This window comes from Novosphingobium resinovorum (genome assembly GCF_036352595.1).
GTDB classification, from domain to species: Bacteria; Pseudomonadota; Alphaproteobacteria; order Sphingomonadales; family Sphingomonadaceae; genus Novosphingobium; species Novosphingobium resinovorum_B.
On the sequence record NZ_JAZFAX010000009.1, the window covers coordinates 92,676 to 118,446 of the forward strand.

Here is a 25,771-nt window from a genome sequence, read left to right on the forward strand (position 1 = left end):
TTGTGACGAGGCGGCAAGGCCCCTGCGGAATGGCTGCGCATCGGACTTGGCATCAGGCCATACCCAATTTGTCATTGAGCGCCGCGCTCGCCGACCGCAGTTCTGGCCTTCACGAAAGGACGCGCTTCCACCACGGGAATGCCGATCACGTACACGCATGGAGACATTACCTGTGGAGATTGGGCAGGCCAGTTCCGAAGACACGCGCTCCGAACAGGAACGCAACGGCGCCAGGTTCGAGCGCGCGCTGATGCTGGAAACGCGCGAGCGGGTGCGCGGCGTGATGCACCAGGTCGCCGCCCGGATCGCCCCCGGCATGGTCGAGGAAGAGGCGGTCGCGCTCATGCGCCGATCGCTGAAGGAAGCCGACATGCTGCGCGGCTGGCACGGCATCCACGTCCGCTTCGGTCGCAACACGCTGAAGAACTTCGGTGAACCGTCCGAACCCGGCGTGGTACTGGGCGAGGACGACATTTTCTTCATCGACATCGGCCCCGTCTGGCGCGGTCACGAAGGCGATGCGGGCGACACTTTCGTCGTCGGCAACGACCCGCAGATGCACCGCGCCGCGCAGGACGTGCGCGCCGTGTTCGAGGCCACCCAGGCACGCTGGCACGAGGACGCGCTGAGCGGCGCCGAACTCTACCGCTTCGCCGAGGCCGAGGCCGCCCGGCGCGGCTGGCAGCTCAACCTCGACATGCCCGGCCACCGCCTTTCCGACTTCCCGCACGCGCTCAAGCACGACGGCGCGCTGCTCGAGGCCGACTACGTACCCAGTGACGGCCTGTGGGTTCTGGAAATCCAGATCCGCCACCCGGACCGTCCGTTCAGCGCATTCTACGAAGACCTGCTGCTGAGCACGCCCACCGCACGGAGCATCCCATGACACACGACAATGTCAGCCACGATCAGGTCGAAGCGCTGATGCACAAGATCGGCGGCCGCGAGGGGCTGGAAAAGCTGCTCGCCGGCGAATGGACGCTATGCAAGCCCGCCGATCCGGCCGCGCGCGTCGCCGACTTGCTCGACGTCGTCGGCGATCCGCTGGAGGCCCCGGCCGTGGAGCGGTTCGTGGCCCGCGACAGGTTCGTGGCCGAGGCCGCCGGCGAACTGCCGATCCGCTACGTCGGCGAGGACTTCACCGCGCATTTCCTGGGCGTCGTCGAGGAAGCCGTGCCGGCGGCGCGGCTCAGCCAGTACGAACTGGTCAAGAGTTCGATCGACGGCCCGATCTTCGCCGCGCTCGGCGGGGAAGGGGAGGCACGGATCGCGCTGGCGCATCTCTACGCGTTCCTCAAGACCGCCGATCGCACCCGCTGGTTCTTCTTCTACGTCGCCGACGCCGCCGGGAAGCTCTGGGCGGTGGATGCCTACTGGCGCGAGCATGGCTGGGATCTCGAAGCCTATTCAGTCACGTATCCGCGTGGCTGGCGCGGCGGCGGGCGCGTCGTCTCGCGCTGATAGATTGTTTGAAAATGCGCGAAGGGGCGCATTTTCAATGCGGCACCGGCCCGCTCACCCTCCACGTCCGACGAAGGGACCGCATGATGCATTCGAACTGCAAGCACACCATTCACTCGGCCCAGCAGCATTTCATGTTCTGCAACGCCCATGCGCCGGCCAAGACGGTCGCGCCGGGCGACATCGTGCAGTTCGAGGAAATCGACACGATGTGCGGCCAGCTCTCGCCGGCATCGACCGCCGCCGACGTGCCGGGGCTCGATTTCTCGCGGGTCAATCCGGCGGTCGGCCCGGTCTACGTGGACGGCGCCGAGCCGGGCGACGCGCTGAAGGTGACGCTGCTCGAATTCGCGCCGAGCGGCTGGGGCTGGACCGGCATCATCCCCGGATTCGGCCTGCTGGCGGACGATTTTCCCGATCCCGCGCTCAACATCTGGCACTATGATCGCGCGCTGGCGGCGCCGACGCTGTTTTCGTCGATCGCCAAGGTTCCGCTGCGCCCGTTCTGCGGAATCCTGGGCGTCGAGCAGGCGGCGCCGGGGGAATTCAGCACGATGCCGCCCTACCACACCGGCGGCAACCTCGACTTGCGCGACCTGACCGTCGGCGTCGACATCTACCTGCCGGTGGAAGTGCCCGGCGCGCTGTTCTCGCTGGGCGACCCACACTGCGCGCAGGGCGACGGAGAGGTCTGCGGCACTGCCATCGAATCGCCGATGGGGGTCACCGTGAAGCTTGATCTGGTGAAGGCGGAAAACCTTAAGTTTCCGCGCTTTGTCACGCACGAACCGGTCACCCGCCACATCGATTCCATGGGCTACGAAGTGGCCACCGGGATCGGTCCGGACCTGATGGAGGCCAGCCGCAACGCCGTGCGCGGGATGATCGAGCGCCTCACCCGCCTGCACAAGATCCGGCCCGAGGAGGCCTACATGCTGTGCAGCGTGGCCGGCGACCTTCGGATCAGCGAGATCGTCGACCTGCCCAACTTCGTCGTCTCGTTCTACATGCCGCGCCAGATCTTCGCCTGAAACGCAGCACCTAACGGCACCTAGCGGCACTCAACGACACTCAGGGGATACCCAAGCCATGCCCAAGGCACTCCTGCTGAGCCAGGCCGAGATCATCGGCCTGCTCGACCCCGACCAGCTGCTAGAGGCGCTGGCGGAAGGCTTCAAGGCCATCACGTCCGACCCCGAAGTGGTGGTCCCGCCGCGCGGCGAACTCGTCGTCCCGGGCACCGGCCTGCTGCTGACGATGCCCGCCCGGGCGCCGCAGCTTCACTGGTGCACCAAGCTGGTCACCGACTTTCCGGGCAATGCGCAAAAGGGGCTGCCCTCGCACCTCGCGCTGATCGTGCTGCTGCATCGCGAGACCGGCGAGACGCTGGCGCTGATGGACGGCAGCCACATCACCGCGATGCGCACCGCCGGCGCCGCGGTGCTGGCGGCGCAGCAGCTGGCGCGGCCGGATGCGAAAGTGCTGACGATCCTGGGCGCCGGCGTCCAGGGCCGCGCGCACCTGGAGCTGATGGTGCCCCGTTTCGACTTCGAGGAAATCCACGTCTGGTCGCGCGACCGGGCCAAGGCGGCGGAACTCGCCGCGCTCGACCCGCGCGCGCGCGTGGCCGACGACCGCGAGGCGGCGGTGCGCCGCGCCGACATCCTGTGCCTGTGCACCCATGCCCACGATCCGCTGGTGCTTGCCGAGTGGGTGCCGCCGGGCCAGCACATCAGCTCGGTCGGCTACTCCCCGCCCGGCGGCGAGATCGACCCGCGCATCGCCGAGCGCCATACCCTGTGCGTCGAGGCCCGCGTCGCCTTCGCGCCGCCGCCCGCCGGCTGCGCCGAACTGGCCGGGGCCGACCCCGACAAGGCCAGCGAGCTGGGCGAGCTGCTGCTTGGCCAAAGGCCCGGCCGGCGATCGCCCGAGGAGGTCACCGTCTACAAGGCGATGGGCCACGCGATCGAGGATCTGGTGACCGCCAACCTCGTCTATCGCAATGCCATCGCCGGTTCGGTCGGCCGGTTCATAGATATCTGAGCCTGCAAGACGGCACCGGCCGCTCCCCTTCAATGTCCATCATCACGAGACCCTCATGACGCTCGATTTCCAGTCCCCCGCCCTCAACGACGAGCAGATCGCCGCGCTGGTGCGCCTGCTCGGCGGCCCCGACGAGGTCCGCCGCATGCTTTCCGGCGATACCGGGATCGCGCAGTTCGCGACCATCCCGGGCAGCCTGTCCTTCGAGGAGCGCGTGGCGCGCGGCAGCTACGGCTGGCGCCACCCCGACCTGACCGAGGCCAGCTTTCCCCTGGCCGGTCTCGATGCCGACGACGACGCCCATGACGATCGGCGCGAAGTGGAGCAGAAGCTGTTCCACTTCAACCGCAACGTCTCGTCCGAAGATGCCGCGCAGCTGATCGTCGAGGCGGGCTTCGAACCCGCCGCCATCGCCGACATCCTGGCGTTCGGGGAAGCCGCGCCGCACGTACAGTGCCGCCATCCCGTCGTCGGCCTCGGCTCGGTGGCGACGATCGAGGGCAAGGCGAGCGCGCCGACGCTGTGGTTCGACGGCACCCGCCGCACGCTCGACGTGCTCTGGCTCGATGGTGACTGGCATCGTAACTATCGCTTCCTCGGCGTGCGGCGCATTTAACCTGAAATCGCCACCCGCGAGCGAAGCGAAGCAACCCAGGGCAGCATTAAGCCGCCCTGGGTTGCTTCGCTTCGCTCGCGGGTGGCGAAAGAGCGTGTGTGCACCCTCTGCGCGCCTATTCAAACTCCCCGACATCGCACCATATTCCCGCCAGACTTGCGGATACTTCGCATTACATGCAGGATTACTGCAGAGGCATTCGATTCGTTTTGGCACGTACAGTCGCGCGGCCCGCCATCATTCATCCTGACAGCTAACCGGGTTTCTGCCGCAGGGGGCGGCAGGCCGGCGCGCCGATGAGTGACCGGGCCATGCGCGTGTTGGGGGATGGCGGGGCATGGCGACGCAATCGACGAATCCGGCGACGAATCCGGGGGCGAATCCGGCGACAAATCCGGCGGGCGAGGAACCCGAGGCCCGGCGCGCCGCGCTGAACAAGGAAGCGCCGCGCAATATCGTGCTGTTCTCCGACGGCACCGGCAACGCCAGCAGTTCGCTACAGAAGACCAACGTATGGCGGCTCTACGAGGCGCTCGACCTCGGCTATCCGCAGATCGTCAGCCGCAGCTGCAAGAACACCGCGCTGCAACTGGCCTACTACGACGACGGCGTCGGCACCTCGTCGTTCAAGCCGCTCTATTTCCTGGGCGGCATCTTCGGGTTCGGCCTCGCGCGCAACGTGCGCGAACTCTACATGTACTTGTGCCGCAATTACCGGCCGGGCGACAGGATCTACGCCTTCGGTTTCAGTCGCGGTGCCTATACGATCCGCCTGCTGGTGGCGCTGGTCGCGATGATGGGCGTGCTGACATACACCGACGAAGCCACGCTGCATCGCCAGACGACGGACTTGTGGCGCGAATACCGGCGCGGTTTCCACACCAATTATCGCCTGACCGACCTGCTCGTCGCCTTTGGCCGGGCTTGCTGGCGCAGGGTGATCGGGTTGAAGCGATTTATCACGTTCGACCGCCCTTATGCGGAAGGATTGCCCGGCCAGCGGCCGCCGTGGTGGGGGCGCGAGTGGCTCGACTACTGGTGGGGCGACAAGGGCGAGCCCGAGGCGCTGGGGCCCGAGATCGAATTCGTCGGCGTCTGGGATACCGTGGCGGCCTATGGCGGGCCGATCGTCGAGATCACCCGCGCCATCGACGCGTGGATCTGGCCGCTGACGATGCCCAACTACCGGCTCAGTTCCAAGGTCAAGTGCGCCCGCCACGCGCTGTCAATCGACGACAAGCGCGATGCCTTCCAGCCGCTGCTGTGGGACGAGACCGAGGAGGCACACGGGCCCCATGCGCGCCTCCAGCAGGTCTGGTTCGCGGGGATGCATGCCGACGTCGGCGGCGGCTATCCGGACGACTACCTCAGCTACGTCTCGCTGGCCTGGATGATCGAGCATGCCGAACAGGCCGGGCTGCGCCTGCTCGTCCGGCCGCGCCAGCACATCTTTCAGGTCCGCAACGTGTTTGGCCCGGTCCACGACAGTCGCGGCGGCATGGGCGTATTCTACCGCTACCAGCCGCGCTACATCAACGCCTGGCTGGACTACGACACGCCGTTCAGCGGCAAGCTCGGCGACGACGATGCGGTCCACGTCCGCCCCGGCACGCAGATCTACCGTGACCCGACGATCGACGGCGACCGCTACCGCCGGCGCGGACTCATCAAGTCGCCGATCCGCCTTCACCACAGCGTCGAGGAACGGCTGCTGATGGCGACCGACGGCTACGCGCCGAACAACCTGCCGAGCGCCTACGTGGTGGACGACGGCATTCGCGGCACCCTGCCCTCGATGGCGAACAACCCGCCGCCGCTCGCCAACCTCTACGAACTGGGGGACCGCATCAAGCTGCGGCGCTTCTGGTACTTCCTGAGCGTGGTGATGGCGCTGGTCATCGCCGCCAAGCCGTGCTGGGACAATACCTGGGCCACACTGGCCGGCAGCAACGTCGATGTCCGCACCGATACCCAGCTGATCGCCGCGGGCCTGAAGGCGCTGGTGCCGTCCATGCTGGAACCCTGGATCGTCTCCTTCGCGCAGGATCCCTATGTCAGCCTGGTGCTGTTCGCCCTGTTCGCGCTGACCATCGCGCGCGGCGGAGCGCAGGAAAACCGGATGGTGGACGTCAGCCGCGACTTGTGGCGGCGCCGCTTCGCGCCGAAGCCGATCGACGCGGACAAGAAGACCAAGGCCCCGGCGCGCAACACGCCTACGGTGGCGAAGGGCGTCGCGCTCAAGGCGGCGCGGGCATGGCGCTCCAGCCATGGCTGGCAGGACTTCCTCGCCTGGTTCAAGTGGGAGGGCATCCCGCTGGTGCTCGGCTTCGTGTTCTGGCTGGCGCTGGTCTACGCCGTCTTCGCGATCGTGACGCAAGTGGCGCTGGTCTGGCTGGAGGTACGTCCGGGCCAGTGCGCCGGGGCGATACGCGATCACGACGCACCGCACGTGGGCAAGGCCACCGTCGAAAGGGCGATCGACATCGGCAACCCTTGCGCCGACCTCGGCGTCGCGGTGGAGAGCGACAGCGCCTATGCCGTGAGTGTCGCCATGGAAGGCAAGGTCTGGAAGGACGGCGACGTCACCGCTTCGCCCGAGGGCTGGGGCGATGCCGGATGGTTCAGGGGCGCGATCGGAAGGAGCACCGGCGTCTATCGCCGGGTCACTGGCGAGCGGCTGTTCACCCCGATATTCGAAACCCGCATCCTGCGCCGGACGGACGGCTCCGGCGGCATGTGGTACGGCGACGGCATCTTCATGATCCGCCCGCGCCTGAAGCAGGTGACGGATGGCTGCGACTGGAAGACCCAGCCCGACGGCAGCCGGTGCCGCTGGGAAGGGATCCTGCACACCGGCCGGTTCGTGAACAAACCGGAGGAGCAGCGCCGTCTGTTCTTCTTCCTCAACGACGCGGTGCTGCCGGTGGACTGCTCGGAAAAGACGTGCTGGAAACCCGTCGTGCTCTCGCTGGCGGGGCGCTACCACAACAATGTCGGCACGGCGCGCATAACGATCCGCAAGCTCGATCCGCCGAAGCACAAATGACGAAGGCAGGTGCGTCAGTCCCCATTACAGCCAACGTCACTTGACGCCCGCCACGAACGGGCGCCTCATACACCGCAGATTTTCGAGCAAGGCCGGGCCGCCAACCATACCGCAGGAACCGCCGCACCCCTCAACGGGGGCGGCGCTGTCGAGAGGGGGAAACCATGGTGGTCTCAAGAAAAGCCGGTATTGGCCTGCTGCTGGCGCTGGGTGCCTGTCATGCCGGCATCAAGGACGAGGCGCAGCGCACCGGCGTGCGCGACGATACCTTCGTCCAGGCGGACGAGGACTATTTCCAAGCGATGGACGATGGCGTCCGCCTCACCCCGGACGAAGTCAGGGGCCGCAACATGTGGCTGGTGTGGAGCGGCGGCAACGACCGCTTCTGGGACACCATGAGCAAGCCGACGCTGGGCGGCTTCGACCTGCTCAAGATCGTCGCCCCGCCGCCCGGCAGCCCGAGCGCACGGCCGACGCGCTGGAAGGTCATGGGGCTGGTCAACGAACCGTGCTTCTCCGCCGCCGCCCGGCCCGACGCCTACGGCCTGTGGCGTGACTTGCGCGATCCGGCCTGCCCGGCCGATCCCTTCGCCAATGCGAAGAAGTACCCCGGCGTGCAGATCGGCGCGCGCGGGCGGACGGTGCCGATCGGCTCCTACTTCGGCGAGCCCTCGGGAATCCTCGGCCTGCGCCTGTTCCCCAACCCCGACTTCGACGAGAAGGCGAAGGCGGCCTGGGATGCGAAGCGCTATTACGAAGACCCGCGCTATTACAACAATCCAAAGCTGGTGCGCCCCTACCGCGTGGGGATGAGCTGCGGCTTCTGCCACCTCGGCCCCAGCCCGACGCATCCGCCCGCCGATCCCGAGAAACCCACTTTCGCCGATCTCAACTCCACCGTCGGCGCGCAGTACATGTGGGTGGACCGGCTGTTCATGTGGAAGGCGGACCCGACCAACTACATGTACCAGTTGGTCTCCACCTACCGCCCCGGCGCGATGGACACCTCGCTGGTCTCGACCGACAACATCAACAACCCGCGCACGATGAACGCGGTCTACCTGCTGGGGGACCGGCTCGGCGCCGCGCGGCAGTTCGGGCGCGAGACGCTGGCGGGGGGCAGCACGCACAACGTCCAGTTCAACGACGTCGTCTCCTCCGGCCCGCTCACCCGCTATTTCGAGAAACCGGCGACGGTGTGGACGCCGCACGTCCTCAAGGACGGGGCGGATTCGGTGGGGGCGCTGGGGGCGCTGAACCGCGTCTACCTCAACATCGGGCTGTTCAGCGAGGAATGGCTGACCCATTTCAACCCCGTCGTCGGCGGCAAGATCATCACCCCCATCGCAATCGAGACCGCGCGGCGCAACTCCGCCTACTGGCGCGCGACCGAGGCGGGCACGCCGCTGACGGCGCAGTTCTTCCTCAAGGCGGCGCGGCCCGATCCGCTGGCGAAGGCGCCCGGCGGGGCGGCCTATCTCACCGCCAGCCCGCAAGTGCTCCAGCGCGGCGCCCGCGCCTTCGCCGAGACGTGCGCGCGCTGCCATTCGAGCAAGCAGCCCGAGGCGCCCGCCGGTGCCTCGCTGGTCGATGCGGCAGGGCCGGACTACCTGAAGCGCTTCACGGCCTGGTGGAACTGGACCCGCACCCCGGACTTCAAGGCCCGGATGCGCGCAATCGTGGCGCGGCCCGACTTCGCGCAAGGCAACTACTTCAGCACCGACGCGCGCATCCCGGTCACGCTGCTGCGCACCAACTTGTGCAGCCCGCTGGCGACCAATGCCCTGCGCGGCAACATCTGGGACAACTTCTCGTCGGAGACGTACAAGACGCTGCCCCCGGTCGGCACCGTCGCCTATCAGGATCCCTTCACCGGCCAGCCGCGCGCCTATCGCATGCCGGGCGGCGGGCGCGGCTATACCCGCGTGCCCTCGCTGGTGTCGCTGTGGTCGACGGCGCCGTTCCTGCTCGCCAACACCGTCGGCACCTTCAACGGCGACCCTTCCGTCGCCGGGCGCATGGCCGCCTTCGACGACGCGATCGGCAAGATGCTCTGGCCCGAGCGGCGCGAGCATGACGCGCTGCTGCCCGGCGCCTGGGGCACGATCGACCGCACTTCGGCGCGCAGCTACCTCTACGTGCCGTCCGCGTTCCTGCCGCAGGCCCCCGGCCCGCTCGACGACCAGGCGCGCAAGGCGCTGAAGTCGCTGGAGAACGCACAGGGCGACATCGAGCTGGGGCCGATCCCCAAGGGCATGCCGGTGAACCTGCTCGCCTCGCTGCAGCCGCTGGCCGAGAGCCGCGATCCGGTGGCGATCGCCCGGCACTACCGCGACCTCGTCGTGCTGCTGGCACGGCTCAAGGCCAGCCTGCTGACCGCCCCGCGCGGCAGCGACGATGCCGCGCTGCGCCAGCACTTCGCGTCGCTTCGCGAACCGCTGATGAAGCTCAACAAGTGCCCGGACTTCGTCGTCAACCGGGGCCATTACTTCGGCACCGCGCAGTTCAACGAGCGGCAACTGACCGCCGACGAACGCGCCTTCGGCACCGAGCCGGTGCTGTCGGAAGCGGACAAGACCGCGCTGGTCGCCTACCTCAAGACGCTCTGAGCGTGGACTTCGCGGGCCATGACTACATCGTGGTCGGCTCCGGCGCCGCCGGGGCCACCGTGGCCGCGCGCCTCGCCGAAGCGGGGATGCGGGTGCTGCTGATCGAGGCCGGGCCCGATCCGCTGACATCCGAAGATCCGCGCGCCCGCGCCGACTACGATGTCCCCGCCTTCCACCCCTTCGCCTCGGAGAACCCGCAGTTCGCCTGGGATCACCGGGTCAGCCACGGTATCTGGCACGGGGCGGCAGGGACGGACGATCCCAAGGCGGTGAACGGCCTGTTCGCCTATCCGCGCGCCGGGGCGCTGGGCGGATGCACCGCGCACAACGCGATGATCTTCATGGTCCCGCCCGACAGCGACTGGGAGGCGCTGGCCCGCCAGACCGGCGACCCCGGCTGGGCGCCCGCGGCGATGGCCCGGCACCGCAAGGCGCTGGAGGATTGCCGCCACCGCCCGCTCTGGCGCCTGCTGGCCCGGCTGGGCATCGATCCCACCGGTCATGGCTGGCATGGCTGGCTGCCGGTCGAGAAGGCGGTGCCAATGCGCGCCTTTCGCGATGCCGCGCTGATCCGCTCGCTGGCGCTGGCGGTGCTGGCCGATCTGGCGCAAGGGCGCGGCTGGCGCGGCAAGCTGGGCGTGTTCCTGCGCGCCTGGGGCGATCCCAACGACGCCCGCCGCCGCGACCGCGAGCAGTTGTGCTACACCCCGCTCACCACCGCCGGCCATGCCCGCAGCGGCGCGCGCGAGCGGCTGGAGGCGGTGCGCCGCGCGCATCCGGACCGCCTGAGCGTGGTCACCGACTGCCTCGTCACCCGCGTCCTGTTCGACGAGAGCGGGCGCGCCAGCGGCGTCGCCTGGCTGCGCGGCCGCCACCTCTACCGCGCCAGCCCGAAGCCGGGCCGGCCGGTATCCGAGGGCCTCAGCCGCGCCCGGCGCGAGGTGATCCTGGCCGGGGGCGCCTTCGCAACGCCGCAACTGCTCATGCTGTCGGGGATCGGCGACGAGGCGCAGCTTCGCGCCCACGGCATCGCCCCGCGCGTCCACCTCCCCGAAGTCGGCCGCAACCTGCAGGACCGGTACGAGATCAGCGTGGTCTACCGCATGGCCCGCCCCTGGCGCTCGCTGCGGGGCGCCGCCTTCGCCCCCGGCGATCCGCTCCACCGCGCCTGGGAGCGCGGGCGACGCGGCATGTACGTCTCGAACGGCGCGGCGCTGGCCGCCCTGCGCCGGTCGAGCACCGCGCGCGATGCCGCCCCGGACGTGTTCCTGATGGGCCTGATGGCGCGGTTCCGGGGCTATTATCCGGGCTATGCCGCAGACCTGTGGCCCGGCCTCGATGGCTTCAGCTGGACCGTGCTCAAGGGCCAGACCGGCAACCGCGCGGGCACCGTGCGCCTCGCCTCCGCCGACCCGCGCGACCCGCCGCGCGTCGATTTCGCCTGCTTCGAGGAGAGCGGTGACGCGGATCTCGCCGGCCTCGTCGAGGGGCTGGAGATGGCGCGCGCCCTTGCCCGCCCGCTGATCGCGCGCGGGATCATCGCCGAGGAGGAACTGCCGGGCCCCGCCGTGACCGGGCAGCCCTTGCGCGAATGGGTGCGCGCCAATGCCTGGGGCCACCACGCCTGCGGCAGCGCGGCGATCGGGCCGGTGCTCGACGGTTCGGGCCGGGTGCACGGCGTGAAGGCGCTGCGCGTCGTCGACGCCGCGATCTTCCCGCGCATTCCCGGCCTGTTCATCGCCGCGCCGATCTACCTCGCGGCCGAGAAGCTGGCGGGCGACATCCTGGCGCAGGCCGCGCAAACCGGGATCAGGGAGGACTGACGATGCTGCGCCTTCTCCACCGCCTGCTCGAAGCCGGGCTCCATTTCGAGCGGCGCTTCGATCCGTTCCTGCACCCGCTGTTCGACCGGCCGCTGCGCATGCCGCTGACCCGGCTGTGCAACCGGGCCATCAACCTCACCCGCAGCCGCGACGTGCCGCCGATCGCCGCCGAGCGCATCGACCCGGACGAGGACATCAGCCTCGACGCCATCATCGCCGAAATGCAGCGCCACCTCGATCTCGACTTCACGCCCGGGCATTACGAGCGCGCGGGCAACACCAAGACCCACGGCCTCGTCCGCGCGACGCTGACGGTGCTGCCGGATCTGCCCGAGCATGTGCGCCGCGGCGTCTTCGCGCAGGCGCGCAGCTTTCCGGCCTGGGTGCGCTTCTCCAACCCCGGCCCGCACGTCGAGCCGGACATCGACGACGTCGGCTTCGGCAGCATGAGCGTCAAGCTGATGGACGTGCCCGGCCCCAAGCTGATGGACGACGAGCGCTTCACGCAGGATTTCACCGCCGTCACCGTCATCACCTTTCCCACGCCTGACACCCGCGCGAACGCGCACCTGCAATACTGGAGCCGGCGGGAGATGGGGATCTGGTACTTCCTGAACCTGCGCCGCCCGCATGTGCGCGACTTCATCATGCAGGCGCTGTGGAACCGCACGCTCGCCAATCCGCTGGCCAACGCCTACTTCTCCTGCACGCCCTACCTGCTCGGCGAGGGGCAGGCGATGCAGTACAGCTTTCACCCCCTCACCCGCGTCACCACGCGCATCCCGCGCCTGCCGCTGCGCCCCGGCGACGATTACCTGCGCGACAACCTGGCCGCTTCGCTTTGCGAGGGCGAGGCCTGCTTCGAGATGCGGCTGCGGCTGCAGCGCGATCCCTTCCGCCAGCCGGTGGAGCATGCCGGCGTGCTGTGGGATCCGGCCGATACGCCTTACCTGCCGGTGGCGCGGATCACCATCGCGCCGCAGGAGTTCCGATCGCCCGCACAGTTCGCCTTCGCCCGCCAGCTCACCTGGAACCCCTGGCATTGCGTCCCCGAGCACCGCCCGCTGGGCAACCAGAACCGCGCGCGGCGGCGGCTCTACCATACGCTGTCGCGCTACCGGCAGGGCAAGAACGGCGAAGTCCACGTCGAGCCCACCGGGGCGGAACGGTTCGACTGATCGCCATCTTCGTCATTGCGGTGGCGGCGTTATCTATCTCCGCAGGATACGCGCGAGGCCATGCAGCGCGGGCAGGAAGAAGTATCCCCCGCCCACCACGGTCACGAAGCGCGGCAGCCCGGCCAGCAACCGGGGATCGCCGGCAGCGTCGTGAAAGGCGAAGGCGTCGCTCGCCGATCCGCCGTGGACCGGGCAGCGGTTGCCCAGCAGCGGATCCTGCTCTCCCGAGAGTCCCGCGAAGTAGGGGCTGGCGATCCAGCTGCCCTGCACGAACTCGAACTGCCGCGCGAGGCTGGCGTTGAGGCAGATGAAGTGCAGCCCGCATTCGCCCGGCGGCACCTCGCCCGCCACTACCGCGCGCGGATCGGGCGCGGCGCCGTAAGGCCGCCCGCGCCGCAGCAGCCGATGGAACCGCGCCGAGGCGACCGCATCGTGCATCGCGCTGCCCTTAAGCCCCAGCGAGGACACCAGATCGCCCAGGAACCCGCGCCGCCCGCGCGGATCGTCGCCGCTGCGCGGATTGGCGCGGCGGACGTGCGCGCCGATCGGGCAGGCCACGCCGTCCGGGTCGGCGGCGAAGGTGAAGTCGTTCGCCCCCTCCCCGACCCCGTCCTGCGCGCCCAGCCCCGCCAGCGGCGCGCCGTCGATGCCGCGCCCGACCATCCGCTCGGCCAGCGCGATCGCGCCTTCGGGTCCGGCCTGGGCGCAGATCCAGCCCCAGAAGCCGGCGACGTCCTGCACCAGCTGGCGATAGACCAGATACGTCCCGTCCCGGCCGATGCCCTCGCCCGGATGGTCGGCGACGAAGCCATATTCGTTGCCGTGGCCGAGCAGGAACTCGCCCGGCGCTATGCGATTGCGATAGAGGCGGTCCTTCGCGCCGCCGGTCTGCAGCGTGCCTTCCCAGTCCACTTGCGGCTGCGAGGCGCCATCGACGAAGCCGAACGGCTCGCGCCCCGGCGGGCCGCCGGAGGCATTGGCGAGCATCACCTCGACCGCGCCCGGCGGCATGGACCCGAGCGTTTCGGCGAGGAACCCGGCGATCGCGGCCTCGTCCGCCAGCAGGATCAGCAGCAGGTGCGGCTCGGCATCGCCGCTCCCCCAGCGCCAGTGCTCGGGTGCGCAGGCGCCGACATCCCCCAGCCGGCGCGAGCGCGAGGGGTCGCCGGACAGGCCATCGAGAAACTCGGGCGCGAAGCCGGGGATGGTGTCCACCGCCAGCCCCAGCGCGCGCATCCCCGATGCGGTGAAGGCCAGTTGGCACACGCGGGGCAGCCGGCCGCTCCGCACGTCAGCCATGCCGGTGACCGGCAGGCTGCGCAGCCAGGCGCGCGCGGCCGCCGCCTCGGTCACCCGCATCAGCACGTAGCGGGCCCCGCCCAGCGAGCCGAAGCCGCTGCCGAGGATGGCCTGTGCCTGCCCGGCGCTCATATCTCGGCGATCCAGCGCCGCAGCGCCGCGCCGCGCGGCCGCGCCGCGATACCCGCGCGGATGCGGGCGTTGCGCGCCATGTCGTAGTTGGAGAGGCCGGGAAACGCCTTGTACCAGACCTGCGTGGGGATCTGGTGGTGGAACAGGTAGCGCTTGAAGTCCTGCTCGCGCCGTGCGCCGCCCAGGATCAGCCAGTCGGTGCGCGGATAGCCTAGGCCGTTGGAGAACGACAGGTTCAGGCCGAACGCCACCTTGTTGATGAAGTCGTCGTTGTAGGCCTCGCGGCTGCCGTCGTAATTGCTGGCGAAGTAGACGCGCCGCCCTTCGTCGAGGAACGTCCAGCTGGCGAAATGGATGGTGTTGACCCGCGCCAGCCGACCCTTGCGATAGATGTGCCGCGCGCCCCAGCCGATCGCCCACAGGATCGCGATCGTCAGCCAGCGGCGCAGCAGCCCCGGCTTGAGCGAGCCGATGGCGCTGTACTGGTTGGTGACGTCATGGTCCTCCAGCGCCGAAAGCTGGCGGTTGCGGGCGCGGTCCGGCACCGGGGCGAGGACCGGGTCGCTGCGCTCGCGCCGGCGCAGTGCCAGCGCGAAGGGCACCGCCGCGATCACGAAGACCGGCAGCAGCAGCAGGACGAGCAGCGGCAGCAGCAGGAAATGCGCCAGTTCCGCCAGCCGCTCCGCAAGGCGCGGCCCCCGCAGCGGGGTCAGCGGGATGCGCCCGGCCGCTTCCGCGAGGACCGGCCACAAGGCTTCCGGCGGCAAGTCGCCATGGGCGAGCCGCGCCGCCCGCAAGGCCTGGTGCAACTGCGCCTCCTCGGCGATCTGGCGGGTGCCGCGACCGCGCCAGTTGACGTAGCTGGCGGCGGTCCGCAGCCGATGGCGGCGCATCCAGTCGGCAAGATCGGTGCCTTCCTCGAAATCGATGCAGAAGGCGAATATCCGCCGCAAACCCGGTGCCGCAAGCGCGGTCAGGGCATCGAGGAAGTCGCTCTCGGCACCGTCGAAGTCGGCGATGAAGGCCAGCCGCAGCGGTTCCCCCACGGGCAGGCTCTCGGCCAGCGCGATGCGGTCCGGCAGGGAGGGATCGTCGAGGATCACGAAGCGGGCGACGTGGATGCGCCGCAATTGCCCGAAGGGAACCAGCGGATTGCCGGGATCGGCGATGCCCGGCCGCAGCGTCATCGTCGCCAGCAGGCCCTCAAGCTCCGCGCGCCGCCCGTGGCGGATCGGCGCGGCGATGCAGAGATGGCCCTGCCGCACCACGGCGCGCGCCTCAGTCGCCGAACTCCAGCGCGAAGTCGATCAGCCGCGTCCGGTCCCAGTAGACCTTGCCCAGATAGAGCCCCGGTTCGATCATCCGTATCTCGTCGCGCACATGCGCGGCCAGCAGCGACGTCTCCGAATAGTCGAGGACGATGCATTCCCTGCCGTCGAGCCAGCTTGCGTCCTTGTAGACTTTCGCCACGATCGCCTTGAGGCCGAACGGCAGGATCGCATTGCGCAGGAACCCGCGCTCGCCATCGAAGACCTTGCCCTGCCAGGCGAATATGCTGACGAACCAGGCGATTTCGTCGGAGATGGCGGTGCCCGGCGCGATGATCGCGGTGCCCTTCGCCTCGCCGTCGGGGATCGGCCCGGCGTCATGCGCACTGAACAGCGCGTCCAGTGCGGACTGATCGAGCTTGAGCCATTCCTTGACCGACTGCGCCACGGCATCCCTCCCCAACAGTGGATACGGCATCCATTCCTGCGGCGATGATCCGCCAGCAGATGCCGGCGAAACCGCAAGCATCGCCCCGCCACCACCAAGTCATCATCAGGATGGAATACATCAAATTATCGAAGTGTTTACGACCTTCGCACGCAATACTTACTCTCATCTCGCCGACAATTCCATTACAATATATGCCATACGTGAAGTAACCGGTTATTTCATACTCTTCGCGCAGCACCGCCGCCCCGCCGCCCCCATGGACTATCGCCGCCCCAATCGCGGCGGCGGGGAATTGCGGGCTTGCGGCGCCCCGCCACTCGCGGTAACAGCCGCAGCGTCCGGCGCTTCGCGTGCCGGCAAGATCGCGCCGGTGTCCCGAAAGGGGCTTAAAAGGGAACGCGGTGAGAGGGGCTCGCCCTTCGAATCCGAGGCTGTCCCTGCAACTGTAAGCGGTGAGCGCGATGCATATCGCGGCAGGCCAAGGTGCCCTGCCGCAGCCACTGGGCCGGACGCTGAAACAGGCGAGGCTTGGGAAGGCCATGCATCAAGCGATGACCCGTGAGCCAGGAGACCTGCCGGCGTCTGGTCGCTATCGTCTTGGTCCAGGGGATGGCCGGGGCACGGAGACTCTTCCGTTCAAGCGACAACCATGCGGCCGGGCCGCAGGGCGAGCAGGGTCGGCGCCTGTCCGGGGCGTCCGTCGGCCGTGCGCGTTCCGCCGTGCATTGCGTGCGCGGCAGGCCCCGCCAGTTGCCGTTCGACGCGACCGGGGGAGTTCACATGGCGATTTCCAGGCGGTTCCCGTGGGCGCGGCCGATCGTTCTCGCGCTGCTGCTGGCGCTGCTGCTCGCAATCGGCGGCGGCGGCATCGCCTGGTGGCACGGCGCCGGCCCGGTCGCATCGGCGCCGAAAGTGCACGGCTTCACCTTCGTCGACGACGTGGGGCGCACCGTTTCGGTGAAAGCCCCGGTGCGCCGGGTGGTGGTGTTCAACCGCTACAACGTGGAATTCGTGCGGGCCATCGCCGGCACCGGGCCGATCGTCGGCATCGACGCCGGCACCGCGAAGGAACGCGCCTACTGGCCCGGACTTCGGGATGTCGCGGTGGTCGGCCAGGGCCAGTCCACCCCCAATTACGACGCCGTGGCCGACCTCGCCCCCGACCTCGTGATCCTGCCGCGCAACGGCGCCTGGGCGGAGGCGGACCGGCTGCTGACGCCGCTGGGCATTCCCGTCGCGGTCGTCACCGCATGGGACGTGCTCAAGCACGAGCAGAACGCGGCGCTCCTCGGCAAGCTGTTCGAAAAACCCCAGGAAGCCGAGGCGCTGAGTGCCTTCTACCGGCACTGGCGCGACCTGCTGGCGCAGCGCCTGCGCGGGGTGAAGCGCAAGCGCGTCTACCTGGAGGAAGTCGGCGACTACCGCACCCTGCTGCCCGGATCGGGCTGGCACGACATGATCGAGACCGGCGGCGGCATCAACGTGTTCGGCGACGTCACCATTTCCGCCGGCAACGCCGCGCGCGGAACCTCGCAAGGCTTCACCGTCGATCCCGAGGACGTGATCGCCCGCAGGCCGGACGTCATCATCAAGCTCCAGCCCGGACAGTACGCCCCGCATCCACGCGCCTTCTCGCGCGCGGTGCTGGAGCGGATCGCCGCACGCCCCGGTTTCGCGACCATCCCGGCCGTGCGGAGCGGGCAGGTCTACCACGTCTCCTATTACCTCGCGGGCGGCTGCTCGAAGATCGTCGGCGCGCTGCAGGTCGCCAAGTGGCTCTACCCGGAGCGCTTTCGCGACGTCGATCCCGAAGCCGTGATGGCGCAGTGGCTGACCCGCTTCCAGCATGTGCCGGCGCGCCGCGGCTATTCGGCCAGCCTTGCCGAGGTCCGCAAGTGACCGCCGCCACCCCGGCCCGGCGCACCGCCGCGTTCACCGCGCTCGGCCTGCTGCTGGTGTGCACGGGCGCCTTCGCGACGCTGCACGGGGTGCAGCACATGCCGCTGGCGACCGGCCTCAAGGCGATGGCCGCGCCGCTGCTACCGGCAGGCTGGCTGGCGGATATTCCCCCGTCCTACCGGGCGATCCTGCTGACCCTGCGCCTGCCGCGCACGCTGCTGGCGATCATCGCGGGGGCCGGGCTGGCGCTGGCGGGCGCGGCGATGCAGGGGATCACCCGCAATCCGCTGGTCAGCCCCTATACGATCGGCATTTCCCCCGCCGCCAGCTTCGGCGCCTCCCTCGCGATACTGGCGAGCACGGACGGCGGTGCGGGCAGCTACGCCCCCGTCGTCGTGGCCGCCTTCCTCGCCGCGCTGGCCTGCGCCTTCCTGGTGCTGGGCCTTTCGGCGCTGCGCGGGGTGACGGGGACGGTGCTGGTGCTGTCGGGCGTGGGGCTGTCCTACCTGTTCGGCGCGCTGTCCTCGACGCTCCAGTTCGTCGCGACCGAGCAGCAACTGGCGGTGATCGTCCACTGGGCCTTCGGGTCGGTGAACGGCGCCACCTGGGAAGCGGTGATCGTGACCGGCCTGGTCCTGCTGGTGGTGTTCCCGGTGCTGGCCGCGCACGGCTGGGCGCTCAACGCCTTCGCGGCCGGCGGGGACGAGGTCGCCAGTTCGCTGGGCTTCGCCGTCGCGCGCACGCGCATCGTCGTCACCGTGGCGGCCGTGCTCGTGACCGCCGCGATCGTCAGCTACGCGGGCGTGATCGGCTTCGTCGGACTGGTGGCGCCGCATATCGGCCGTCTTGTCGTCGGCGGCGACCACCGGGTGCTGCTGCCGTTCTCGGCGCTGGTGGGCGCGCTGCTGCTGCTGCTTGCCGACATGGCGGGGCGGATGCTTTTCGCGCCGGTGGTCGTCCCGGCGGGCATCGTCGTCGCCTACCTCGGCGTGCCGATCTTCCTCCACCTGCTGCTCGGCCGCGCGAGGCACGGCGCATGAGCCTGTCCTGCACATCGCTGGGCGTGACGCGGGGGCGGCGCGCCGTGCTGTCCGGCATCGACTTCGCGCTGGAGCCGGGCGAACTGGTCTGCCTCGTCGGCGCGAACGGCGCGGGCAAGAGCAGCCTGATCCGCTGCCTCGACGGCCTCTGGCGGCCCGGCGAGGGCGAGGTGCGCGTGGATGGCGAGCCCCTGCCCGCACTGACCCGCGCGCAAGTGGCACGCCGCATCGCCTATGTCCCGCAGGCGGGCGGCGAAACCATGGCGCTCTCGGTCGCCGAGATGGTGGCGCTGGGCCGCGCGCCGCATCGCGGGCAGGATACGGCGGCGTCACGCGGGCGCAGGATCGAGGCGGCGCTGGCCCGCTTCGACCTGCAAGGCATGGCCGCCCGCGCCTTCGACCAGTTGAGCGGCGGCGAGCGCCAGCGCGTCCTGCTGGCCCGCGCCTTCGTGCAGGAAGCGCGCTACCTGCTGCTGGACGAGCCGACCAGCGCGCTGGACCTGCGGCACCAGCTGGAAGCGCTGCGCACGGTGCGCGAACTGGTGGACGAACTGCGGGTGGGCGCCCTCGTCGCCATTCACGACCTGTCGGCGGCGGCGCGCTTCGCGGATCGGCTCGTCCTGCTGGAACGGGGCCGCATCCGCGTGGCGGGCCCATGGCAGGACGTCCTGACGCCCGGCCACCTGCGCGCCGCCTTCGGCATCGAGGCGCGGGTCGGCACGGTCGACGGGCTACCTTTCGTCATTCCGGCGCAGCGGGCATGATCGCGCTGTCCTATCTCGACCAGTCGCCCGCGATCGCAGGCATGGCGCACGAAGCGGTGATCCGCGAGGCGCTGCCGTTCGCACAGGCCTGCGAGGCGATGGGCTTCAGGCGCTACTGGCTGGCCGAACACCACAACGGCGCCGCGAACATCGGCACCGCGCCGGAGATTCTGGTCGCCGCGATCGCCGCCGTGACCGGGCGCATCCGCGTCGGCACCGCGGGCGTGCTGCTGTCGCACTACGCGCCGCTGAAGGTCGCCGAACAGTTCCGCGTGCTGGAAGCGCTGGCGCCCGGCCGGATCGACCTGGGGCTGGGCCGCTCGCCCGGCGGCAGCGATGCGGCGGCGGTGGCGCTCGGCCGGCAGGGGCAGGCGACGTTCGATGCGGACGTGGAAACCCTGCTCGATTTCCTGCGTGACGACGGACAGGGCAATGGGCAGCACCGGCGCGACATCCGCGCCTATCCGATCGTCCCCCGCACGCCGGAGCCGTGGGTCCTCAGCAGTTCCCCGCGCGGGGCCGCGCTGGCGGCGCGGCTGGGCCTGCCGTACTGCTTCAACGCCTCGCACGATCTCAACCACGGGCTGCTGGACGAGGCGGTGGCGCGCTATTTCGCCGATTTCCGCCCCGGCCCGCTCGGCGATGCGCCACGCCTGTCGCTCAACGTCTTCGCGCTGGCCGCCGACAGCGCCGAGCATGCGCGCTTCCTTTACGGTCCGCGCGGGCATTGGCGGCTGCAGCTCGACCGCAAGGCGCGCGGCGGCATGGTGTCTCCCGAGATGGCCGCCCGGCAGGACTATCCGCCGGCGGAACGCGAGCGGATCGAGCGCACGCTCGACTATTCCTACGCCGGCGAAGCGGGCGACGTCGCGCGGCGGCTGACCGCGCTGGCGCGCCGCTGCGATGCCGGCGAACTCGTGCTCACCACATGGGCGCACGGCCGCGCCGACCGGCAGCGCTCCTGCGCCCTCATCGCCGCCGCCATGGGCGTTTCGGCATGATCGCCCCGTCCGCTTCGAACGACAGGCCGGACGTGATCGTCATCGCCCGCTCCGCCATCGCCGCCGCGCCGATCGCCGAGATGCAGGCGCTGTGCGACGCGCTGGCCTCGCGCCAGGTGGCGGCCCACACGACTTTCGCCTTTACCGAGCAGGGCGAACCGGCCTTGCGCGATCGCCTGCGCGAACGGATCGACGCGGGCGCGCGGCGGATCGTGCTGGTGCCGCTGCTGGTGCCGATGGAACCGGGCCTTGCGAACTGGATCGCCAAGGCGCTTGCCCGCTGGCAGGCCGCCGATGGCAAGCCCTGGCCGCCGGTCCTGCTGGCGCCGCCGCCGATGGCGATGCCGGGCGCGGCGGATCTTCTCGCGCTGGCGGTCGGCGCGGCCGATCACCATCCGCAGCCGCCACCGCCGCCGCTCAAGGCGGAAGGATCGATCGTCCCGGCCCAGAAGCATCGCGTGCTGGTGTGTCATGGCGCGCCTTGCACGGCGGCCGGCGCGGCGCTCGTCTGGGGGCATCTGCGGGGCGAGCAGGCCCGGCGATCCCTGCGCACCGCCGGCGAGGGCATGATGAGCGCCAAGGCCACCTGCCTCGGCCCGTGCAGCCTCGCGCCGGTCGTGCAGGTCTGGCCCGAGGGCACCACATATGGCGGCGTGGACGAGGCCGGCGTCGATGCGATCATCGAGCGCCACATCCTCTCCGGCGGCATCGCGGACGGCTACGCCTATCCCGCCGACGGCCGCAAGCAGCGGCTGCGCAGGACAGGCGCCTAGCCGCCGCGCGCCATCACGATCTTCACGACACCAGGTTTCTACAAAGGGGGATATATGTCCAGAATTGTCATTCACGGCCTCGGGCTCGCCACGCTGGCCGCGCTGGCTCCGGCATCTGCACGGGCGCAGGAGGATACTGGGACCGTCGATGCGCAGGCGGCCGATACGAAGCAGCCCATCGTCGTCACCGGATCGCGTCCGCTTCCCGGCGGGCTCCTGCAGGACGAGGGCCGGCTCGGCATCCTGGGCGACACCTCGATCATGGCGATTCCCTATTCGCTGACGAGCATGTCGGCCAAGTCGCTGGAACTGTTCCACAACCCCAGCCTGCCGCTGGCCAACGTGCTGCAGAACAACCCCTCGATCCGCTCCAGCACCAGTTCGCCGATGTACACCGACTTCAGCATGCGCGGCGTCAACATGAACGGCAACCACATGCTGCTGAACGGCATCCCCAGCCTGTTCTCGCAGTTCACGACGCCGCCCGCCCACATCATCGAGCGGATCGACATCGCATCTGGCCCGAACGCGGCTGTCAACGGCGTCGCCATGTCGAACAACGGCACCGACAGCGGCGCCACCGCCGCGCCCGGCACGATCAACATCGTCACCAAGTCCGCGCCCAATGAGGACGTCAACCGCGTCACCGGCACGTTCTCGGGCCGCAGCAACTTCGGACTCTATTTCGACGTCGCGCGGCGACTGGGCGAAAACAGGGAATGGGGCGTGCGCGCCAATGCCGAATACATGGACGGCGGCCTCTCTCTGCCGGGGGCGGAGAACAACAGCCGGAACATCTTCGTCAACATCGACCACAAGAGCGCCAGCAGCACGACCAACCTGTTCGCGGGCTATTTCGACCTGCGGATCAACGGCGGCCAGCGCTGGTTCACCTTCAGCGGCACGGGCGCGCAGTTGCCGGACGCGCCCGATGCCGACACCAACTACGACTTCCCGGAAACCACCAAGCTGATGCACGGCTACATCGCGGCCCTGAACCACGAACAGCGGATCAGCGATACCTGGTCGATCTTCGCCAACTTCGGCGCGCAGGAGAAGAAGGGCTACAAGTACAACTCCAGCTCCGCGCTGCGCTTCAACGATGCCGGCGCCTTCGTGACCGCCAACGTCGCCAACGCGCAGAACGAGAAGACGCTGAACCAGTATGCCCAGCTCGGCATCCGGGGCGCGTTCAGGACCGGGCCGCTGGCGCACAAGATCGCCCTCGCGGTGGACTATTCGCTGGCGAAGTACTGGAACGACACCAACAACAGCGCCACCGGCAGGATCGGCGGCAACCTGTACGACGGCGTCGCCTACAGCGCTTCGTTCTACCCCCTGCCCGCGCTACGCAGCGCCGTGCTGCAGTGGACCGAGAAGAACCTGGGCGTCACGCTTACCGACATCGTCACGCTCGGCAAGTTCGACCTTTTGCTGGCCGCGTCGCTCAAGGACGAGAACTTCCTGAACGAACTCACCGGCAAGAAGATCACGAACGACAACGTGCTGCCGACCGCCGGCCTGACTTACCGCGTCACCCCCGATCTCTCGATCTACGCGGGCCATACCGAGAGCTTCTCGCGCGGGCAGATGGTCGCCGCCGACAGCCGCTACGTCAACGCCGGCGCGGTGCTTGCTCCGATGCGCTCGCGGCAGAACGAGATCGGCATGAAGCTGCAGAAGGGCGGCATGCTGACGACGCTGGCGGTGTTCGAGATGGACCAGCAGAACCTGATCGACGTGCCCGTCACCGATACGACCTTCCGCCGCGATGCGGACGGCAGGAACCGCTATCGCGGGGTGGAGCTGTCCATGGTCGGCCAGTTGGCCCGGCAATGGACGGTGACGCTGGGCGGCCTCTACATCGACGCGGAGCGCCAGAAGACCAATGGCGGGCTGACCGACGGCCGGTTCGTCAACGGCGTGTCCAGGTGGAGCGGCACCGCCGGGTTCGAATTCCGCCCGGTCGAAAGCCTGGGCCTGAGCGGCCGCGCCATCTACAACGGCGAGGCCTTCATCGATTCCGGCGCCAACGGCCGGACGCGCATTCCCGCCTTCGTCTCGTTCGACGCGGGCGCGAACTATCGGATGCGCCTTGCCTCCTATCCGATCAGGCTGAGCGCCAACGTCATCAACCTCGCCGACAGGAGCTACTGGATGGCCCGCGGCGGCTCGACGACGTTCGGGCTGTCGATGCCGCGCACCTTCCAGCTCTCGGTGCAGGCCGACTTCTAGGAGGCTGGGGGCGGAGTATCCTTCCACCGTGTTGCAAAAGCATCCGCCCGACCTAGTATGACCGCAAAAGCGATCGGGGAGGATACATGCCGGACGTACGGGAAGAAGCTCTGATCGCGGCGGTGGCCGCAGACGCGCGTTACCAGGCGCTGGTGAGGCGGCGGGCAACGCTGGGCTGGTGGCTGTCCGCCGCGATCTTCGCCAGCTTCGTCGGCTATCTCCTGCTGATCGCCTTCGACAAGGCATTGCTCGCCGCGCCGATCGGCCACGGCGTGACCTCGATCGGCATCCCCGTCGGGCTGGGGCTCATCCTGCTGGCCATCGCGTTGACGGGCGCATACGTGCTGCATGCCAATCGGCACCATGACGCGCAAATGGCGGCGATCCTCAAGGATCATGGCGCATGAAGGCACGGTTCGCGGCGCTCGCGGGGGGCGTCTGCGCGAGCGTCCCGCTACCCGCCATGGCCGCGGCGCTGGAGGGAGAGGCCCAGCGCCAACCCGTGAACTGGGTCGCCATCGCCATGTTCGTCGCCTTCGTCGGACTGACGCTCTGGATCACCAAGGCGGCCGCGGCCCGCACCCGCAGCGCCGCCGACTTCTACACCGCAGGCGGCGGCATCACCGGCTTCCAGAACGGCCTGGCCATGGCCGGAGACTATATGTCGGCGGCATCCTTCCTCGGCATTTCGGCGCAGATCTTCAACGATGGCTATGACGGCCTGATCTACTCCACCGGATTTCTGGTCGGCTGGCCCATCCTGCTGTTCCTGATGGCGGAGCGGCTGCGCAACCTGGGGCGCTTCACGTTCGCCGACGTCGCCTCCTATCGCTTCGCCCAGCCCCCGGTGCGCAGTTTCGCGGCGGTCAGCACGCTGCTGGTCGTCAGCTTCTACCTGATCGCGCAGATGGTCGGGGCGGGACAACTGGTCAAGCTGCTGTTCGGGCTACCTTATGCGGTGGCGGTACTGATCGTCGGCGCGCTGATGATGCTCTACGTCCTGTTCGGAGGCATGCGCGCGACGACATGGGTACAGATCATCAAGGCGGTGTTGCTGCTGGGCGGCGCCACTTTCATGGCCGTGATGGTCATGGCGCAGATGGGATTCAGCCTCGAAACCCTGTTCGCCCGCGCCGTGGAGGTGAAGACCCGGGCCGCACTTGCCGGCGGCGCGGCGGCCGGGGAAGCCGCCGAACGCGGCCGGTCGATCATGGCGCCCGGCAATTTCATCAAGGATCCCGTATCGGCGATCTCCTTCGGCCTTGCGCTGATGCTCGGCACCGCCGGCCTGCCTCACATCCTGATGCGCTTCTTCACCGTCCCGGACGCCAGGGAGGCGCGCAAGTCGGTGCTCTGGGCAACGGGCTGGATCGGATATTTCTACATACTGACCTTCATCATCGGCTTCGGCGCGATCGTGCTGGTGGGAACGCAGGGCAGTTACCTCGACGATACCGGCACCTTGCGCGGCGGCGGCAACATGGCGGCCATCCATCTCGCCCACGCGATCGGCGGCAATGCATTCCTGGGCTTCATCTCGGCCGTGGCGTTCGCGACCATTCTTGCGGTCGTGGCGGGCCTGACCCTGTCGGCGGCGTCGGCGGTCAGCCACGATCTCTACGCGACCGTGTTCCGGCAGGGGCAGGCGAGTTCGACGGACGAACTGCGCGTATCGCGGCTGACGACGCTGGCACTCGGTGCGCTCGCCGTGCTGCTCGGACTGGTGTTCGAGAAGCAGAACGTCGCCTTCATGGTCAGCCTGGCGTTCGCATTGGCGGCATCGGGCAATTTCCCGGTGCTGATCCTGTCCCTGTTGTGGAGCGGATGCACCACGCGCGGCGCCGCGTGGGGCGGGACGATCGGACTGCTGACGGCCTTCGTACTGACGCTGCTGTCACCGGCGGTATGGACCGCGACCTTCGATCTGGGGCCGGCGCCCTTCCCTTACAGTTCCGCCGCGATCTTCTCCGTCCCGGCCGGATTTCTGGCGATCTGGCTGATTTCGCGATTCGACCGCTCGCCGCGCGCCGCGATCGACAAGGCAGGCTATCCCGCCCAGCGCGTGCGCGCGGAAACCGGGATCGGCGCCTTCTCGGCAACGGAGCATTGACGCAGAGCATTGACGACCCTGCC

General features: G+C 69.1%; 20 protein-coding genes and 1 riboswitch. Of the genes, 17 read left to right on the forward strand and 3 right to left on the reverse strand.

Annotated features, from left to right (window positions below):
• Positions 1 to 172: 172 nt before the first annotated feature.
• The 9 genes from V2S85_RS11025 (at position 173) to V2S85_RS11065 (ending at position 12,776) form a co-directional block, all read left to right on the forward strand.
• Positions 173 to 886: a M24 family metallopeptidase gene (locus V2S85_RS11025; RefSeq protein WP_330702909.1), complete on the forward strand. Its 714-nt coding sequence runs from the start codon at positions 173 to 175 to the stop codon at positions 884 to 886.
• Entirely contained in the window at positions 883 to 1,461 is a 579-nt protein-coding gene (locus V2S85_RS11030; RefSeq protein WP_330702910.1) for a hypothetical protein, read from the forward strand. Before V2S85_RS11025 ends, V2S85_RS11030 begins: the two co-directional genes overlap by 4 nt.
• Positions 1,462 to 1,547: 86 nt before the next feature.
• Entirely contained in the window at positions 1,548 to 2,492 is a 945-nt protein-coding gene (locus V2S85_RS11035) for an acetamidase/formamidase family protein (RefSeq protein ID WP_330702911.1), read from the forward strand.
• A gap of 58 nt (positions 2,493 to 2,550) precedes the next feature.
• On the forward strand, positions 2,551 to 3,504 hold the full coding sequence (locus V2S85_RS11040; protein ID WP_330702912.1) for an ornithine cyclodeaminase family protein: 954 nt from the start codon (positions 2,551 to 2,553) through the stop codon (positions 3,502 to 3,504).
• Positions 3,505 to 3,559: 55 nt separating this feature from the next.
• The gene (locus tag V2S85_RS11045) at positions 3,560 to 4,120 is read left to right on the forward strand and encodes a hypothetical protein (RefSeq protein ID WP_330702913.1); all 561 of its coding nucleotides are present in this window, start codon (positions 3,560 to 3,562) and stop codon (positions 4,118 to 4,120) included.
• Positions 4,121 to 4,457: 337 nt separating this feature from the next.
• Positions 4,458 to 7,166: a DUF2235 domain-containing protein gene (locus V2S85_RS11050; RefSeq protein WP_330702914.1), complete on the forward strand. Its 2,709-nt coding sequence runs from the start codon at positions 4,458 to 4,460 to the stop codon at positions 7,164 to 7,166.
• 164 nt (positions 7,167 to 7,330) lie between these two features.
• Positions 7,331 to 9,775 carry a hypothetical protein gene (locus V2S85_RS11055; RefSeq protein ID WP_330702915.1) on the forward strand — a complete coding sequence of 815 codons (2,445 nt, stop codon included), beginning with the start codon at positions 7,331 to 7,333 and terminating at the stop codon, positions 9,773 to 9,775.
• A 2-nt stretch (positions 9,776 to 9,777) separates the two neighbouring features.
• Positions 9,778 to 11,598, forward strand: coding sequence for a GMC family oxidoreductase (locus V2S85_RS11060; RefSeq protein WP_330702916.1), 1,821 nt, complete (start codon positions 9,778 to 9,780; stop codon positions 11,596 to 11,598).
• 2 nt (positions 11,599 to 11,600) lie between these two features.
• Positions 11,601 to 12,776, forward strand: coding sequence for a hypothetical protein (locus V2S85_RS11065; protein ID WP_330702917.1), 1,176 nt, complete (start codon positions 11,601 to 11,603; stop codon positions 12,774 to 12,776).
• Between the two features lie 33 nt (positions 12,777 to 12,809).
• Here the strand turns inward: V2S85_RS11065 and V2S85_RS11070 are convergent, their stop codons facing one another.
• The 3 genes from V2S85_RS11070 to V2S85_RS11080 are packed head-to-tail and all read right to left on the reverse strand — an operon-like array spanning position 12,810 to position 15,923.
• Positions 12,810 to 14,207, reverse strand: coding sequence for a hypothetical protein (locus V2S85_RS11070; protein WP_330702918.1), 1,398 nt, complete (start codon positions 14,205 to 14,207; stop codon positions 12,810 to 12,812).
• Complete coding sequence (locus V2S85_RS11075) at positions 14,204 to 15,475, reverse strand: hypothetical protein (protein ID WP_330702919.1); 1,272 nt, start codon at positions 15,473 to 15,475, stop codon at positions 14,204 to 14,206. The genes V2S85_RS11070 and V2S85_RS11075 overlap by 4 nt, the downstream gene beginning before the upstream one ends.
• 10 nt (positions 15,476 to 15,485) lie before the next feature.
• Entirely contained in the window at positions 15,486 to 15,923 is a 438-nt protein-coding gene (locus V2S85_RS11080) for a hypothetical protein (RefSeq protein WP_330702920.1), read from the reverse strand.
• 354 nt (positions 15,924 to 16,277) lie between these two features.
• Positions 16,278 to 16,521, forward strand: a riboswitch (cobalamin riboswitch).
• A gap of 185 nt (positions 16,522 to 16,706) precedes the next feature.
• Between V2S85_RS11080 and V2S85_RS11085 the strand changes: the two genes are divergently transcribed.
• The 8 genes from V2S85_RS11085 (at position 16,707) to V2S85_RS11120 (ending at position 25,748) form a co-directional block, all read left to right on the forward strand.
• Positions 16,707 to 17,825, forward strand: coding sequence for an ABC transporter substrate-binding protein (locus V2S85_RS11085; RefSeq protein WP_330702921.1), 1,119 nt, complete (start codon positions 16,707 to 16,709; stop codon positions 17,823 to 17,825).
• Positions 17,822 to 18,865 (forward strand): iron ABC transporter permease, encoded by a 1,044-nt coding sequence (locus V2S85_RS11090; protein ID WP_330702922.1) that lies wholly within the window; start codon positions 17,822 to 17,824, stop codon positions 18,863 to 18,865. Before V2S85_RS11085 ends, V2S85_RS11090 begins: the two co-directional genes overlap by 4 nt.
• Positions 18,862 to 19,629, forward strand: a complete 768-nt coding sequence (locus tag V2S85_RS11095) for an ABC transporter ATP-binding protein (protein WP_330702923.1) — start codon at positions 18,862 to 18,864, stop codon at positions 19,627 to 19,629. Before V2S85_RS11090 ends, V2S85_RS11095 begins: the two co-directional genes overlap by 4 nt.
• The gene (locus tag V2S85_RS11100; protein WP_330702924.1) at positions 19,626 to 20,630 is read left to right on the forward strand and encodes an MsnO8 family LLM class oxidoreductase; all 1,005 of its coding nucleotides are present in this window, start codon (positions 19,626 to 19,628) and stop codon (positions 20,628 to 20,630) included. Before V2S85_RS11095 ends, V2S85_RS11100 begins: the two co-directional genes overlap by 4 nt.
• Positions 20,627 to 21,403, forward strand: a complete 777-nt coding sequence (locus V2S85_RS11105) for a (2Fe-2S) ferredoxin domain-containing protein (protein WP_330702925.1) — start codon at positions 20,627 to 20,629, stop codon at positions 21,401 to 21,403. Before V2S85_RS11100 ends, V2S85_RS11105 begins: the two co-directional genes overlap by 4 nt.
• 54 nt (positions 21,404 to 21,457) lie before the next feature.
• Positions 21,458 to 23,638 carry a TonB-dependent receptor gene (locus tag V2S85_RS11110; protein WP_330702926.1) on the forward strand — a complete coding sequence of 727 codons (2,181 nt, stop codon included), beginning with the start codon at positions 21,458 to 21,460 and terminating at the stop codon, positions 23,636 to 23,638.
• A gap of 86 nt (positions 23,639 to 23,724) precedes the next feature.
• A complete protein-coding gene (locus V2S85_RS11115; protein WP_330702927.1) occupies positions 23,725 to 24,045 on the forward strand; it encodes a DUF485 domain-containing protein in 321 nt (106 codons plus the stop codon).
• Positions 24,042 to 25,748: a cation acetate symporter gene (locus V2S85_RS11120; RefSeq protein ID WP_419198190.1), complete on the forward strand. Its 1,707-nt coding sequence runs from the start codon at positions 24,042 to 24,044 to the stop codon at positions 25,746 to 25,748. Before V2S85_RS11115 ends, V2S85_RS11120 begins: the two co-directional genes overlap by 4 nt.
• Positions 25,749 to 25,771: the final 23 nt, after the last annotated feature.

What these genes read in the sequence shown, in the direction of transcription:
- V2S85_RS11030 (WP_330702910.1), top strand. Translation starts at nt 883, where the DNA reads ATGACACACGACAATGTCAGCCACGATCAGGTCGAAGCGCTGATGCAC.
- V2S85_RS11035 (WP_330702911.1), top strand. Translation starts at nt 1,548, where the DNA reads ATGCATTCGAACTGCAAGCACACCATTCACTCGGCCCAGCAGCATTTC.
- V2S85_RS11040 (WP_330702912.1), top strand. Translation starts at nt 2,551, where the DNA reads ATGCCCAAGGCACTCCTGCTGAGCCAGGCCGAGATCATCGGCCTGCTC.
- V2S85_RS11045 (WP_330702913.1), top strand. Translation starts at nt 3,560, where the DNA reads ATGACGCTCGATTTCCAGTCCCCCGCCCTCAACGACGAGCAGATCGCC.
- V2S85_RS11050 (WP_330702914.1), top strand. Translation starts at nt 4,458, where the DNA reads ATGGCGACGCAATCGACGAATCCGGCGACGAATCCGGGGGCGAATCCG.
- V2S85_RS11055 (WP_330702915.1), top strand. Translation starts at nt 7,331, where the DNA reads ATGGTGGTCTCAAGAAAAGCCGGTATTGGCCTGCTGCTGGCGCTGGGT.
- V2S85_RS11065 (WP_330702917.1), top strand. Translation starts at nt 11,601, where the DNA reads ATGCTGCGCCTTCTCCACCGCCTGCTCGAAGCCGGGCTCCATTTCGAG.
- V2S85_RS11070 (WP_330702918.1), bottom strand. Translation starts at nt 14,207, where the DNA reads ATGAGCGCCGGGCAGGCACAGGCCATCCTCGGCAGCGGCTTCGGCTCG.
- V2S85_RS11085 (WP_330702921.1), top strand. Translation starts at nt 16,707, where the DNA reads ATGGCGATTTCCAGGCGGTTCCCGTGGGCGCGGCCGATCGTTCTCGCG.
- V2S85_RS11095 (WP_330702923.1), top strand. Translation starts at nt 18,862, where the DNA reads ATGAGCCTGTCCTGCACATCGCTGGGCGTGACGCGGGGGCGGCGCGCC.
- V2S85_RS11100 (WP_330702924.1), top strand. Translation starts at nt 19,626, where the DNA reads ATGATCGCGCTGTCCTATCTCGACCAGTCGCCCGCGATCGCAGGCATG.
- V2S85_RS11105 (WP_330702925.1), top strand. Translation starts at nt 20,627, where the DNA reads ATGATCGCCCCGTCCGCTTCGAACGACAGGCCGGACGTGATCGTCATC.
- V2S85_RS11110 (WP_330702926.1), top strand. Translation starts at nt 21,458, where the DNA reads ATGTCCAGAATTGTCATTCACGGCCTCGGGCTCGCCACGCTGGCCGCG.
- V2S85_RS11115 (WP_330702927.1), top strand. Translation starts at nt 23,725, where the DNA reads ATGCCGGACGTACGGGAAGAAGCTCTGATCGCGGCGGTGGCCGCAGAC.
- V2S85_RS11120 (WP_419198190.1), top strand. Translation starts at nt 24,042, where the DNA reads ATGAAGGCACGGTTCGCGGCGCTCGCGGGGGGCGTCTGCGCGAGCGTC.